Here is a 15,037-nt window from a genome sequence, read left to right as displayed (position 1 = left end):
CCTGGTTCGGGTGTCGGGTCGGTGTCATGACAGGCCGAGTTCGTTGTCGATGAGGTCGAAGAGTTCGTCGTCGCTGGCGCCGTCCATCCGGTCCTCGATGGAGTCGGCCGCCGTGCCGTCGCCGTCGGCCGCGGTGGCCGCCGGGTCGACGCGGCGCAGGAGTTCCCGGAGCCGGTCGGCGAGCCGTTCGCGGTCCGCCGGGTCGTCGAGGGCGCCGTCGAGGGCGCCTTCCAGGCCGTCCAGTTCGGCGAGGCCGGGGACCGGGCCGGGCCCGCCTTCGGGGACGAGTTCGGCGGCGAGGTGTCCGGCGATCGCGGTCGGCGTGGGGTGGTCGAAGAGCAGGGTGGCCGGGAGGGGGTGGCCGGTGGCGGCGCGCAGCCGGTTGCGCAGTTCCACCGCGGTCAGCGAGTCGAAGCCGACCTCCAGCAGACCGCGTCCGGGATCGACCGCGGCCGGACCGCTGTGGCCGAGCACCAGGGCGGCGTGGGAGCGGACCAGGTCGAGGAGGACCCGGCCGCGCTGGGTGTCGTTGAGGGACGCCAGGCGCTGCTTCAGGGCGTCCGGCCCGTCGGGGCCGGCGCCGGCGGCGGGGCCCGCGGCGCCGCGCCGGGCGCCGGGGCGCACCAGTCCGCGCAGCAGGGCGGGGACGCCGCCGGCGCCGGCCTGGGCGCGGACGGCCGCGGTGTCGAGCCGCAGCGGGAGGACGACCGGCTCGTCGAGGGCGCCGGCCGTGTCGAACAGGGCCAGTCCCTGGGCCGGGTCGAAGGCGACGATCCCGCCCCGGGCGATCCGTCGCAGGTCGGCCTCGGTGAGCCCGCCGGTCATCCCGGTGCTGTTGGCCCACAGGCCCCAGGCGAGGGAGCGGCCGGGCAGCCCGTCGGCGCGGCGCCGGTGGGCCAGTGCGTCCAGGAAGGCGTTGGCGGCGGCGTAGTTGCCCTGGCCCATGCCGCCGAAGATGCCGGCGATGGACGAGAACAGAACGAACTCGGACAGGTCCAGGCCGGCGGTGAGTTCGTGCAGGTTGACCGCCGCGTCCACCTTGGGGCGCAGGACGAGGGCCAGTTGCTCGGGCGTCATGGTGGCGACGACGCCGTCGGCCAGGACGCCCGCTGCGTGCACCACCCCGGTCAGCGGGTGCGCGGGGGGCAGGGCGGCCAGCAGGGCCGCGAGGGCGTCGCGGTCGGCAGCATCGCAGGCGGCGATCTCGGCGTGCGCGCCCAGCGCGGCGAGCTCGGCGAGGAGTTCGGCCGCGCCGTCGGCGGCGGGGCCGCTGCGGCTGGTCAGCAGCAGGTGCCGGACGCCGTGTTCGGCGGCCAGGTGGCGGGCGACGTGGGCGCCGATGGCGCCGGTGCCGCCGGTGATCAGGACGGTTCCGTCGCCGCCCCAGCCGGGTGTGCGCCCGGCGGCGGCCAGCGGTACGCGGGCCAGCCGGGCGACGTGGACGGCGCCGGCCCGGATCGCGAGCTGGGGTTCCCCGGAGGCGAGGGCTTCGGCGAGTACGGCCGGCGGGGTGTCGTGGGCGTCCAGGTCCAGCAGGACGAAGCGGTCGGGGTTCTCGGTCTGCGCCGAGCGGACCATGCCCCAGAGCGCGGCCAGGGCCGGGTCCGGGACGTCGTCGCCGGTCACCGGGACCGCGCCCGCGGTGACCAGGACCAGCTTGGAGCCGGTCAGGCGCTCGTCGGCCAGCCAGTCGCGCAGCAGGGCGAGGACCGTGCCGAGGCCGTCGTGGACCGCGTCGCGGAGGGTGCCGGGCGGCGCCGGGACGGGCGGGCAGGCGGCGAGGACCAGCCGGGGCGCCGGGGTGCCCGCGTCGAGCAGTGCGGACAGCGCGGCGAAGTCGGCGACCGTACGGCCGGGGAGCGGCGCGGCGCCGGGGGGCAGGGGCGTCCCGGTGCCGAGCACGGTCCAGGACTCCGGGCCGGAGGCGGTGCCCGTCGCGGCGCGCTCCGGCAGGGCCTGCCACTCGGGGCGGAACAGTTCCTCGTGGTGTCCGGCGCGGGTGGCCTTGAAGCGGTCGGCCGTGACGGGTCGCAGGACGAGGGAGCGGGCCGAGACCACCGGCCGGCCGGTGGCGTCGGTCGCCCGTACGGCGACGGCGTCGCGGCCCGTGGGGGTCAGCCGCAGCCGGAGTTCGGTGGCGCCGGAGGCGTGCAGGCGCACCCCGTTCCAGGAGAACGGCAGCCAGCCCTGCCCGGGTCCTTCCAGTACGTCGAACACCAGCGCGTGCAGGGCGGCGTCGAGCAGGGCCGGGTGCAGGCCGAACGCGGCGGCGTCCGGCTGCTGCTCCTCCGGCAGGCTCGCGACGGCGTACACCTCGTCGCCGAGCCGCCAGGCCGCGCGCAGGCCCTGGAACGCGGGGCCGTAGGCGAATCCGCCGCCCGCGAAGCGGTCGTACAGGCCTTCCGTGTCGAGGGGGACGGCTCCGGGCGGCGGCCACGCCTCGGGGTCCGCCGGGTCCGCCGGTTCGGGGGCTGCGGCGGAGCCGAGCAGGCCGCTCGCGTGCCGGGTCCAGGGGGCGTCGGGGCCGTCGTCGGCGGCCCGGGCGTGGACGCTCAGCGGGCGGGTGCCGGAGGCGTCCGGGCTTCCGACGGTGAGCTGGAGTGTGACGGCTCCGCCCGCCGGGAGCACCAGCGGCGCCTCCAGCGTCAGTTCCTCGACCTGGTCGCAGCCGACCTGGTCGCCCGCCCGGACCGCGAGTTCCAGGAACGCGGTGGCGGGGAACAGCACGCCCTCGTAGACGCCGTGGTCGGCCAGCCAGGGGTGGCTGCGGACCGAGAACCTGCTGGTGAACAGGAAGCCGTCGGAGTCCGCGAGTTCCGTTCCGGCGCCGAGCAGCGGGTGGTCGACCGTCAGCAGTCCGGCCGCGGGCAGGCCGGCCCTGGCCGGGCCGGCCGGCAGCCAGTAGCTGCCGCGCTGGAAGGCGTAGGTCGGCAGGTCGACGGCGGAGCGGGACGGGCCGCCGGAGTGGACGGCGTTCCAGTCCACGGGGACGCCCGTGACGTGCAGCCGGGCCAGGGCGGCCGTCGCCGCGGGGGCTTCGGGCCGGTCCTTGCGCAGCAGGGGCACCAGCACGGGGCTGCCGGTGGCGCCGGTCAGGCAGTCCTGGCCCATGGCGGTGAGCGCGCCGTCGGGTCCGAGTTCGAGGAACGCGGTGACGCCGTCGCGCTCCAGGTGGCGTACGCCGTCCTGGAAGCGGACGGTGCCGCGCACGTGCTCCACCCAGTAGTCCGGTGAGCCGAGCTGCTCGGCGGTGGCCGGCTCGCCCGTCAGGTCGGAGATGACGGGGATGGCGGCCTCCCCCGGGACGATCCGGGCCGCGACCTCGCGGAACTCGGCGAGCATCGGCTCCATGAGGGGCGAGTGGAAGGCGTGGGAGACCCGCAGCCGTCGGGTCTTGCGGCCGCGCGCGGCGAGCACGGCGGCGATCTCGTCCACCACCGCCGCGTCGCCGGAGATCACGGTCGAGGCCGGGCCGTTGACCGCGGCGAGGCCGACGGCGCTCTCGCGGCCCGCGAGCAGCGGCAGCACCTCCTCCTCCCCGGCGGCGAGGGCGACCATCGCGCCGCCCGCCGGGAGGGCCTGCATCAGCCGTCCCCGCGCGACCACCAGCCTCGCGGCGTCGGGCAGCGCGAACACCCCGGCGACGTGGGCGGCGGCCAGCTCTCCCACGGAGTGGCCGAGCAGCCGGTCGGGACGCACGCCCCAGTGCTCGACGAGGCGGAAGAGTGCGACGCCGAGGGCGAACAGGGCGGGCTGGGTGTATTCGGTGCGGTCCAGCAGGCCGTGGCCGGGGTCGCCGGGGGCCGCGTCGATCACCTCCCGCAGCGGGTGGTCGAGCAGCGGGTCGAGTTCCGCGCAGACCGCGTCGAAGGCGTCGGCGAAGACCGGGAACCGCGCGTACAGTTCGGCGCCCATCCCGGTGCGCTGGCTGCCCTGGCCGGGGAACAGGAAGGCGGTCTTCGCGGCCGGGCCGGTGACACCGCTCACCAGGTCCGCCGACGGCTCGCCGGCGGCGAGGGCGGTGAGCCCCTGGAGCAGGGTCTGCCGGTCCGTACCGGTGAGGGCGGCCCGGTACTCGAAGGCGCTGCGGTTCAGCGCCAGGGAGCGGCCCAGGTCCGCGACGGCGAGGGTCGGGGCCTGCTCCACGTGCCGGAGCAGCCGGGCGGCCTGCTCCCGCAGCGCGTCCGCGCCACGGGCGGAGAGCAGCCAGGGCAGGGCGGGCGTGTCGGGGGTGGTCGCCGGGGTCGGCGCGGGCGCGGCGGGCGGGGCCGGTTCGGTGGGCTGTTCGAGGATGGTGTGGGCGTTGGTGCCGCTGACTCCGAACGAGGACACCGCGGCCCGCCGGGGGCGGCCGCTCTCCGGCCACGGGGTGTCGTCGGTGAGCAGCCGGACCGCGCCGGCCGACCAGTCGACATGGGGTGTCGGCGTGTCGACGTGCAGGGTGCGCGGAAGCACCCCGTGCCGCATGGCCTGCACCATTTTGATGATGCCGGCGACTCCGGCGGCGGCCTGGCTGTGCCCGATGTTCGACTTCAGCGACCCCAGCCACAGCGGCGGCTGCGCGCCGCGTTCCCGGCCGTACGTGGCCAGGAGTGCCTGGGCCTCGATCGGGTCGCCCAGCCGGGTCCCGGTGCCGTGCGCCTCCACCGCGTCGACCTCGGAGGCGGTCAGTCCGGCGTCGGCGAGGGCCGCCCGGATGACCCGCTGCTGGGACGGTCCGTTGGGGGCGGTCAGGCCGTTGCTGGCGCCGTCCTGGTTGACGGCGGAGCCGCGTACGAGGGCGAGCACCGGGTGGCCGTTGCGCCGGGCGTCCGAGAGGCGCTCCAGGACGAGCAGTCCGGCGCCCTCGGCCCAGGAGGTGCCGTCGGCGGCGGCGGCGAACGGTTTGCAGCGGCCGTCCTCGGCGAGCACCCGTTGCCGGCTGAACTCCACGAACGCGCCCGGTGTCGACATCACGGTCACCCCGCCGGCGAGCGCCAGCGAGCATTCGCCGGCCCGCAGCGACCGGGCCGCGAGGTGGACCGCGACCAGCGACGAGGAGCACGCCGTGTCGACGGTCACCGCGGGCCCTTCGAGGCCGAGGCTGTAGGAGATCCGCCCGGACGCCACGCTGCCCGCGCTGCCGATGCCGAGGTAGCCCTCGAACTCTTCGGAGGGTTCGGTGACGCGCGACCCGTAGTCGTGGTGGCTGCATCCGACGAAGACGCCGCTCGCGCTGCCCTTGAGTGACAGCGGGTCGATGCCGGCCCGCTCGAACGCCTCCCAGGAGAGTTCGAGCAGCAGCCGCTGCTGGGGGTCGATGGTCAGCGCCTCGCGCGGGGAGATCCCGAAGAAGGCCGGGTCGAAGCGGTCGGCGTCGTGGAGGAAGCCGCCCTCCCGCGCGTAGGTGCTGCCGACCCGGTCCGGGTCCGGGTCGTAGAGGCCGTCCAGGTCCCAGCCGCGTCCGGTGGGGAAGCCGGTGATCGCGTCCTGTCCGCCCGCGACGAGCTCCCACAGCTCCTCGGGGGTGCTGACGCCGCCGGGGTAGCGGCAGCTCATGCCGACCACGGCGATCGCCTCGTCCTCGGGCACCGCGGCGGCCGCGGGCCTCTGCCCGGGAGCGTCGGTCGTCTCCGTGGCGGGCGCCCCCGGCAGTTCGGTGCGCAGGTGTCCTGCCAGGACCGTGGCCGTGGGGTAGTCGAAGGCCAGGGTCACCGACAGGCGCAGGCCGGTGACTGCGGCGAGCCGGTTGCGCAGTTCGACGGCGATCAGCGAGTCGAAGCCGATCTCCTTGAACGCCTGGTCCGGTCCCACCGCCTCGGGCCCCGGGTGGCCGAGCACGGCGGCGACCTCGCGGCGGACCAGGTCCAGCAGGGCCCGGTCCCGTTCCGCCGGGGGCAGTGCGGCCAGCCGCAGGGCCGGCGGCTCGGCGCCGTCGGCCGTGCCCCGGGACCCGCCCGCGGCGGCGAGCACGTCCCGTACCTCGGGCAGGTCCCCGAGGGCGGCACTGGGCCGGAGCGCGGTGAACGCCCGGGTGAAGCGGTCCCAGGCGAAGTCGGCGACGAGGACCGCCGTCTCGTCGTGGTCGAGGGCCTGGCGCAGCGCGGTCGTGGCCGTGGCGGGATCCATGGCGGGCAGGCCGTCGCGGATCAGCCGTTCGGCGACCGCTCCGGAGGCGAGGCTGTCGCCGCCCCACAGGCCCCAGGCCACCGAGGTGCCGGGCAGTCCGAGGTCGCGGCGCTGCCGGGCCAGGGCGTCGAGGTAGGCGTTGGCGGCGGCGTAGCTGCCCTGGCCGGTGCCGCCGAGCGTGCCGGCGAGCGAGGAGAACAGCACGAAGGCGGTCAGGTCGAGTTCACGGGTGAGCTCGTCGAGGTTGCGTGCGCCGTCGAGCTTGGGGCGCAGGACGCCGGCCGCGCGTTCGGGGGTGATCGAGTCGATCACCCCGTCGTCGAGGACGCCCGCGGTGTGCAGGACGGCGCGCAGCGGGCGCTCGGCCGGAATGCCGGCGAGCAGTTCGGACAGTGCGGCGCGGTCCGCGACGTCGCAGGCCACCGCGGTGGCGGCGGCGCCGAGTCCGCGCAGTTCGGCCAGCAGGGCGTCGGCGCCCGGGGCCTGTGCGCCGCGCCGGCTGGTGAGCAGCAGGTGCGCGGTGCCGGTGCGGGCGAGCCAGCGGGCGATCTGGGCGCCGAGGCCGCCGGTGCCGCCGGTGATCAGGACCGTGCCCTCGGGTGTCCAGTCGCGTACGGGGGCGGTGTCGCCGAGTCCGGCGTGGACGACCCTGCGGCCGTAGAGGCCGGTGGCGCGCACCGCCAGCTGGTCCTCGCCGTCGGGGCTCGTCAGTGCTTCGGCGAGCCGGGTCGCGGCCCGGTCGTCGAGCCGGCGCGGCAGGTCGACCAGGCCGGCCCACCGCTGCGGGTACTCGACACCGGCGACCCCGCCGAGGCCCCAGACCAGGGCCTGGAGCGTGCTGTCGATCCGGTCGGAGCGGCCGACCGACACCGCGCCCCGGGTGGCGCACCAGAGCGGGGCGTCGGTGCCGAGGTCGCCCAGGGCCTGGAGGAGTGCGACCGTCAGGGTGAGGCCGCGGGGAAGCGCCGATCCGTCGCCGTGCGGTTCCTCGGCCAGGGCGAGCAGTGACAGGATTCCGGCGGGCGGCCCGTCGGGGTGGTCGTGGGCGTCGCGGAGCAGTGCGGCGAACCGGGTCCGGTCGGTCGCGTCGGGGCCCGCCTCGACCAGCACGGGCGTGGCGCCGTGTCCGCGCAGGGAGTCCGCGGCGAACGCGACGGCCGGGTCGTCGGCGGCGCCGGCCGGGGCGACGACGAGCCAGCTGCCGGTGAGCCGGGGCCGCTCGGGTGCCGGAAGGGGCTTCCAGGCGACCCGGTAGCGCCAGCTGTCGGCGGTCCGGTCGCCGGCCCGGCCGCGCGCCCACTCGGCGAGGGTGGGCACCAGGGAGGCGAGGGAGGCCCTCAGTTCCCCGTCCTCGACCCGCAGGGTGCTGGCGAGAGCGTCCAGGTCCCCGTGGTCGACCGCCTCCCAGAAGCCGGAGTCGGCCGGGCCGGCGCCGGTCGTGGCGTCGGCGCCGGTCAGGGCGTCGGCGGGGCGGCCGGGGGTGGTGTCCAGCCAGTAGCGCTGCTGCTGGAAGGCGTAGGTGGGCAGGGGCCGCTTGCGCGCGCCGGTTCCGGCGAACACCGTGCCCCAGTCCACCGGCAGTCCGCGGACGTGGAGTTCGGTGAGCGCGGAGAGGAAGCGGCCGGGGCCGCCCTCGGTGCGCCGCAGGGTGCCGACGACGGCTCCGTCGCCGGCTCCGGCCGCTTCGACGGCCTCCTGGAGCCAGACGGTCAGCGCGGGGTGGGTGCTGCACTCGACGAAGGTGTGGTGTCCGTCGGCGATGAGCGCCTCGACCGCCCGTCCGAACTCGACCGGCCGGCGCAGGTTCTCGTACCAGTACGCGGCGTCCAGGCCCAGGGTGTCCACGGGGCCGCCGCTGACCGTGGAGTAGAACGGGATGTCGGACGTCCGCGGCGCGGTGCCGCCGAGGAGGGTGAGCAGTTCCTCCCGGAGCTCCTCCACCTGGGGCGAGTGCCCGGCGAAGTCCACGCCGGGGACCGGCCAGGCCAGGACGCCCGCCTCGGAGTACTGCTCGCGCAGTCGTTCCAGTGCCGCCGGGTCGCCGGAGACCGTCACCGACGTCGGCCCGTTGACCGCGGCGACGTCGAGTGCCCCGTCGTGGGCGGACAGTGCTTCGCGGACGGCTTCGACCGGCTGCGGCACGAACAGCATGCCGCCGCGTCCGGTCAGGGCCAGCAGGGCCCGGCTGCGCAGGGCGACGATCCGGGCCGCGTCGTCCAGCGAGAGCGCGCCGGCCACGCAGGCGGCGGCGATCTCCCCCTGGGAGTGTCCGACCACGGCGTCCGGGACGATCCCGTGCGCCCGCCACAGCTCGGCCAGCGACACCATCACCGCCCACAGCACCGGCTGCACCACGTCCACCCGGTCCAGCGGGGGCGCGTCGGGCTCGTCCCGCAGGACGGCGAGCAGCGACCAGTCCAGGTGCGGGGCGAGGGCGCGTGCGCAGGCCGCGATCCGGTCGGCGAAGACCGGGGCGTGGTCGAGCAGTTCCCGGGCCATGCCGGCCCACTGCGATCCCTGGCCGGGGAAGACGAAGACGGTCCGGGCCGATCGGGCGACGGCGCCTTCGACCAGGCCGGGTGCGCGGTCTCCCGCGGCCAGCGCGGCCAGGCCGCCCAGCAGGGCCGCGCGGTCGTCACCGACGACGGCTGCGCGGTGCTCGAAGGCGGTCCTGGTGGTGGCCAGGGAGTGGCCGACGTCGACGGACGACAGCTCCGGGTGCTCCGTCAGGTACGCGTGCAGCCGCTCCGCCTGGGCCTTCACCGCCTCGGCGGTCCGCCCGGACAGGACCCACGGGACGGCGGACGCCCCGGGTACGGGCGCGGGTACGGGTACGAGCTCGGGCTCGGGCTCGGGCTCGGCGGGCGGCTGCTCGATGACGACGTGGGCGTTGGTGCCGCTCAGGCCGAACGAGGACACGCCCGCCCGGCGCGGCCGTCCCGTCTCCGGCCAGGGGGCGGCCTCGGTCAGCAGGGCGACGGCGCCCGCCGTCCAGTCGACGTTCGGGGACGGCCGGTCGATGTGCAGGGTCCGCGGCAGCTCGCCGTGCCCCATCGCCAGCACCATCTTGATGATGCCGCCGACCCCGGCGGCGGCCTGGGTGTGCCCGATGTTCGACTTCAGCGACCCGAGCCGCACCGGCCGGTCGGCCGGCCGGTCCTGGCCGTAGGTGGCCAGCAGCGCGTCGGCCTCGATCGGGTCGCCCAGCCGGGTGCCGGTGCCGTGCGCCTCGACGGCGTCCACGTCGGCGGCCGTCAGCCCGGCGTTCGCCAGCGCGTCGCGGATCACCCGCTGCTGGGCCAGGCCGCTGGGCGCGGTCAGCCCGTTGCTCGCACCGTCCTGGTTGATCGCCGAGCCGCGCAGCACCGCGAGCACCGGGTGGCCGTTGCGGCGGGCGTCCGAGAGCCGTTCCAGGAGCAGCAGGCCCACGCCCTCGGCCATGCCGAAGCCGTCCGCCGAGGCGGCGAAGGACTTGCAGCGCCCGTCCTCGGCGAGCCCGCGCTGCCGGCTGAAGCCGGTGAACGACAGCGGGGTGCCCATCACCGTGGCGCCGCCCGCCAGGGCCAGCGCGCATTCGCCCGAGCGCAGCGACTGCGCGGCGAGGTGGACCGCCACCAGGGACGAGGAGCAGGCCGTGTCCACGGTCACCGCGGGCCCCTGGAGGCCGAGTTGGTAGGCGACCCGCCCGGACAGGACGCTGGTGGAGATGCCCGCGATGAACAGGCCCTCCAGTTCCTCGGGGACGTCGCGCAGGGTGCCGCCGTAGCCCTGGTAGGAGGCGCCGGCGAAGACGCCGGTCGGGGTGCCGTGCAGGGACGCCGGGTCGATGCCGGCGCGCTCGATCGCCTCCCAGGAGGTTTCGAGCAGCAGTCGCTGCTGCGGGTCCATGGCCAGGGCCTCGCGCGGCGAGATCCCGAAGAACCCGGGGTCGAACCGGTCCGCGTCCGTGACGAATCCGCCCGCGGCGGCGTAGCTCCGGCCGGGCCGGTCGGGGTCCGCGTCGTACAGCGCGTCGAGGTCCCAGCCCCGGTCGGACGGCAGCCCGGAGACGGCGTCGCGTCCGTCGGCGACCAGGCGCCACAGGTCCTCGGGGCTGCGGACGCCGCCGGGGTAGCGGCAGCTCATGGAGACGATCACGACGGGGTCGTCGTCCGCGGCGGGTGCCGACGACGGGAGCGGCCGGACGGTGGCGGGCTCCTCGGCGGCGCCCAGCAGCCCGGTCTCCAGGCGCCGGGCCAGCGCGGTCGCCGACGAGTAGTCGAAGACGACGGTGACCGGAAGCCGCAGGCCGGTGGCGGTGTTGAGCCGGTTGCGCATGTCCACGGCGGTCAGGGAGTCGAAGCCCAGGTCGCGGAAGGCACGGCCGGGGGCGACCGCGTCCGGCGAGTCGTGGCCGAGAACGGCGGCCGCGTGGGTCCGGACCAGGTCGACCAGCACCCGGGTCCGCTCGGCCGCCGGGAGCGGCTCCAGCCGGTCGCGCAGCGCCGAGGGCGTTCCCTGGGCCCCGGTCCCGCCGGTCTCCGGCTCGGCGGCCAGCGCGGTGCGCACCTCGGGGAGTTCCCCGATCAACGGGCTGGGGCGGGCCGAGGTGAAGACCGTCGCGAAGCGGTCCCAGTCGATGTCGGCGACCACGACCACCGTCTCGTCGTGGTCCAGGACCTGCTGGAGCCCGGTGATCGCGACCGCGGGCGGCATGAAGAGCACGCCGTGGCCGCGCAGGGTCTCCTCCGCCAGTTCGGCCGCCATCCCGCCGGCCCCGCCCTCGGGGCTCCAGATGCCCCACACCACGGAGGTCGCGGCGAGGCCGCGGCTCCTGCGGTCCTCGGCGAGGCCGTCGAGGTAGGCGTTGGCGGCGGCGTAGGCGCCGTGGACGGCGCTGCCCCACACCCCGGAGATGGAGGAGAACAGCACGAACGCGTCGAGCGTGTCCCGGTCGAAGAGCAGGTCCAGGTTCCTGGCCCCGCCGACCTTGGCGTGGAAGGTGTCGGCGAACTCGTCCGCGTCGGTGTCGGGCAGTGGCACCAGCAGCCCGGCCCCTGCGGCGTGGAAGACGGTGCTGATCCGGTGGCCGTCCTGTTCGAGGCCGTCCTTGAGCTCGCGCAGGGCCTCCAGGTCGGCGACGTCGCACGCGGCCAGGGTGACCCGGGTGCCGAGGGCGGCCAGTTCCTCGGAGAGCTCCGGCGCACCCGGCGCATCCGTGCCGCGCCGGCTGACCAGCACCAGGTGCCCGGCTCCCCGCCGGGCCAGCCAGCGCGCGATCTGCGCGCCGATCCCACCGGTGCCGCCGGTGATCAACACGGTGCCCCCGGGCCGCCAGCTGCGCCGCGGCGCGGTGTCGCCCAGGGCGGACCGGACCAGCCGCCGGCCGTGGCAGCCGGTGGCCCGTACGGCGACCTGGTCCTCGTCCCCGGCGCCGCCGGCCAGCACCCGGCACAGCTGCGGGGCGGTGTCCGTGTCCAGGACCTCCGGGAGGTCGATCAGACCGCCCCAGCGCTGCGGGAACTCCAGCGCGGCGACCCGGCCCAGACCCCAGAGCAGGTTCTGCGCGGCGCTGACCGCGCTCCCGGTGTCCGTGCCCCCGACCGACACCGCACCCCGGGTCGCCCACCACAGGGGCGCGTCGATCCCGGCGTCTCCGAGGGCCTGCACCAGGGCCAGGTTGAGCGCGGCGCCCAGCGGGACGGAGGGGTGCGCCGAGTGCGGGCGCTCGTCGAGGCCCAGCAGCGACAGCACTCCCGTCACCGGGCCGGGCAGCGCGTCGAGGGACGCGCGGACCCGGTCGGTCAGCACGGCGCGGTCGGCCTCCGCCTCGGCGATCCGTAGGTGGACCACCGAAGCCCCGGCCTGCTCCATGACCTGGACGGTCGTCTCCGATCGGCGCACCCCGTCCTCGGGCAAACCGTCCGACGACAGCACGAGCCAGTTGCCGTCCAGTGCGACCGGGGGACCCTCGGGCAGGGCTCGCCAGGTCACGCGGTAGCGCCAGGAGTCGACCACCGAACGCTCGGTGCGCTCGGTGCGCCAGGTGGCGAGCGCGGGGAGCACCACGTTCAGCGGGTCCTCGGGCGTCACCCCCAGGGTCGTGGTGAACCGGTCCAGGTCGCCTCCGCCCAGGGCCTCCCAGAAGTCGTCGCCGTCCGAGGACGTTCCGGAAGGACCGCCCGCCGCGGGGCCGGTGTCCTCCAGCCAGTACGGGCGACGCTGGAAGGGGTAGGTGGGCAGGGAGATGCCGTCCGGACGGTGTCCGGCGAACACCCGGTCCCAGTCGGGCGACAGGCCGCCCGCGTGGGCCTCTCCCAGGGACGTCAGGAAGCGGTCGGGGCCGCCCTCGCCGCGCCGCAGCGTGCCCACGACCACGGCGGGGCCCTGCGCGGAGCCGGCGGTGTCGGCCGCGTCGGCGGTCTGCTGGACGCCGAAGGTGAGCACGGGGTGCGGGCTGGACTCGACGAAGAACCGGAAGCCCTCCCCCAGCAGCGCCGCCGTGGCCTGCTCGAACTCGACGGTCTCCCGCAGGTTGCGGTACCAGTACTCGGCGTCCAGGGACTTCGTGTCCAGCCAGCCGCCCGTCACCGTCGAGAGGAACGGCACCGTGCCGGACAGGGGTGCGATGCCGTCCAGGTCGGAGAGCAGCTGCTCGCGGACCTCCTCGACGTGCGCGGAGTGCGACGCGTAGTCGACCTCGATCAACCGCGCCCGCACCCCCTCCCCGACCAAGTCCTCGACCAGTGCCGCCACCGCGTCCGCGTCACCCGACACCACGGTCGACGACGGACCGTTCACCGCCGCCACCGACAACCGGCCCGTGATCCGCTCCCGCACCGTCTCCACCGGTAGGGGAACCGACGCCATCCCGCCACGGCCCGCCAGCGCACCCACCGCACGGGAACGCAGCGCGACCACCCGCGCCCCGTCGTCCAGGCTCAGACCGCCCGCCACCACGGCCGCGGCGATCTCGCCCTGGGAGTGGCCGACCACCGCGTCCGGAACGACGCCGAACGCGCGCCACACCTCCGCCAGCGACACCATCACCGCCCACAGCACCGGCTGCACCACATCGACCCGCGCCAGCAGCGCCTCCGAACCCAGCGCCTCCGCCAACGACCAGTCCACGTAAGGCGCCAGAGCCCGCTCGCACTCGGCCATCCGTTCCGCGAACACAGCCGATCCGGCCAGCAGTTCCGCGGCCATCCCCACCCACTGCGAACCCTGACCCGGGAACACCAGCACCGAACGGCCCGAGGACACACCGTCGCCCTGTACCAGCCCCGGCACCGAGCGGCCCTCCGCCAGCGCCTTCACGCCGTCGAGCAGCCGGTCCGGGTCGGTGCCCACCACCACGGCGCGCCGTTCGAAGGCGGTCCGCGTGAGGGCGAGGGCGCGGCCGGTGTCGGCGGCCCGCAGGGGTGCGGGGTCGGCGCTCAGGTGCGCCAGCAGCCGGGCCGCCTGGTCGCGCAGCGCCTCGTCGGTACGCCCCGACAGCACCCAGGGCAGCGGGTACGCGTCGCCGCCGGCCGCGGTGTCGGCCACCGGTTCGGCTTCCTCCGCCGGGGCCTGTTCCAGGATCAGGTGGGCGTTGGTGCCGCTGACGCCGAAGGCGGACACGCCCGCCCGGCGCGGGCGTCCGGTGTCGTCCCAGGCGCGGGCCTCGGAGAGGACTTCCACGGCTCCCGACGACCAGTCCACCATGGGCGTCGGCCGGTCCGCGTGCAGGGTCCTGGGCAGCTCGCCGTGCTCGATCGCCAGCACCATCTTGATGACGCCGCCCACTCCGGCCGCCGCCGAGGTGTGGCCGATGTTCGACTTCAACGAGCCCAGCCACAAAGGCCGTTCGGCGGGCCGCCCCTGGCCGTAGGTGGCCAGCAGGGCCTGCGCCTCGATCGGGTCGCCGAGGGTGGTGCCGGTGCCGTGCGCCTCCACCACGTCCACCTCGGACGCCGACAGGCCCGCGTCCGCGAGCGCCGCCCGGATCACCCGCTGCTGCGACGGACCGCTCGGCGCGGTCAGTCCGTTGCTCGCACCGTCCTGGTTCGTGGCCGAACCCCGGACGACGGCCAGCACCGGGTGCCCGTTGCGCCGCGCGTCCGACAAGCGCTCCAGCACCAGGACGCCGGCACCCTCGGACCAGCCGGTTCCGTCCGCGTCGGCCCCGAACGCCTTGCAGCGGCCGTCGGCCGACAGCGCGCGTTGGCGGCTGAACGCCACGAACGCGTCGGGGGTCGCCATCACCGACACCCCGCCGGCCAGGGCAAGCGTGCAGTCGCCGGCCCGCAGGGCCCGGATCGCCAGGTGCAGGGCGACCAGAGAGGAGGAGCAGGCCGTGTCCACGGTCACCGCGGGCCCTTCCAGGCCCAGGGTGTAGGCGATCCGGCCGGAGACCACGCTGCTCGCGGTCCCGGTGTCCAGCAGGCCCTGGACCTCGGGGAGGTGGCGCGAACCCGCGCCGTAGCCGTTGCCGATCGCCCCGAGGAAGACACCCGTGCCGGTGCGCCGCAGCGTGCGGGGGTCGATCGCGGCCCGCTCGACCGCCTCCCAGGCGGTCTCCAGGGCCAGCCGCTGCTGCGGGTCCATGGCCAGGGCCTCGCGCGGCGAGATGCCGAAGAACTCCGCGTCGAACTCGGCGGCGTCGTGCAGGAAGCCGCCGTTGCGGGTGTAGGAGGTGCCGGACCGCTCGGGGTCCGGGTCGTAGAGGCCCTCCAGGTCCCAGCCGCGGTTGACCGGCCAGGCGGAGATCGCGTCGGCGCCCCGGGAGACCAGGTCCCACAGCAGTTCGGGCGTGTCGGTGCCGCCGGGATAGCGGCAGGCCATGGAGACGATGGCGATCGGTTCGTGGCGGGCCTGCTCGGCCTCGCGCAGCTGCCTCCTGGCGTCACCGAGGTCCGCGGTGACGCGCCTGAGGTAGTCGAGCAGCTTCTTGTCGTCGGACATCAGT

Annotated in this window: 1 protein-coding gene; it reads right to left on the bottom strand. The window is 76.0% G+C overall.

Features of this window, described 5'->3' with window-relative positions; translation table 11 throughout:
• Window positions 1-24 precede the first annotated feature (24 nt).
• Window positions 25-15,033, bottom strand: coding sequence for a type I polyketide synthase (locus ACFVUY_RS23505; protein WP_387732817.1), 15,009 nt, complete (start codon window positions 15,031-15,033; stop codon window positions 25-27).
• Between the last annotated feature and the right edge of the window lie 4 nt (window positions 15,034-15,037).

Source organism: Kitasatospora sp. NPDC058063 (assembly GCF_042885395.1).
Lineage (GTDB): Bacteria > Actinomycetota > Actinomycetes > Streptomycetales > Streptomycetaceae > Kitasatospora > Kitasatospora lactacystinica.
Note: the sequence above shows the minus strand (reverse complement) of the source record. Positions and strands in the feature narration are given on the sequence as shown.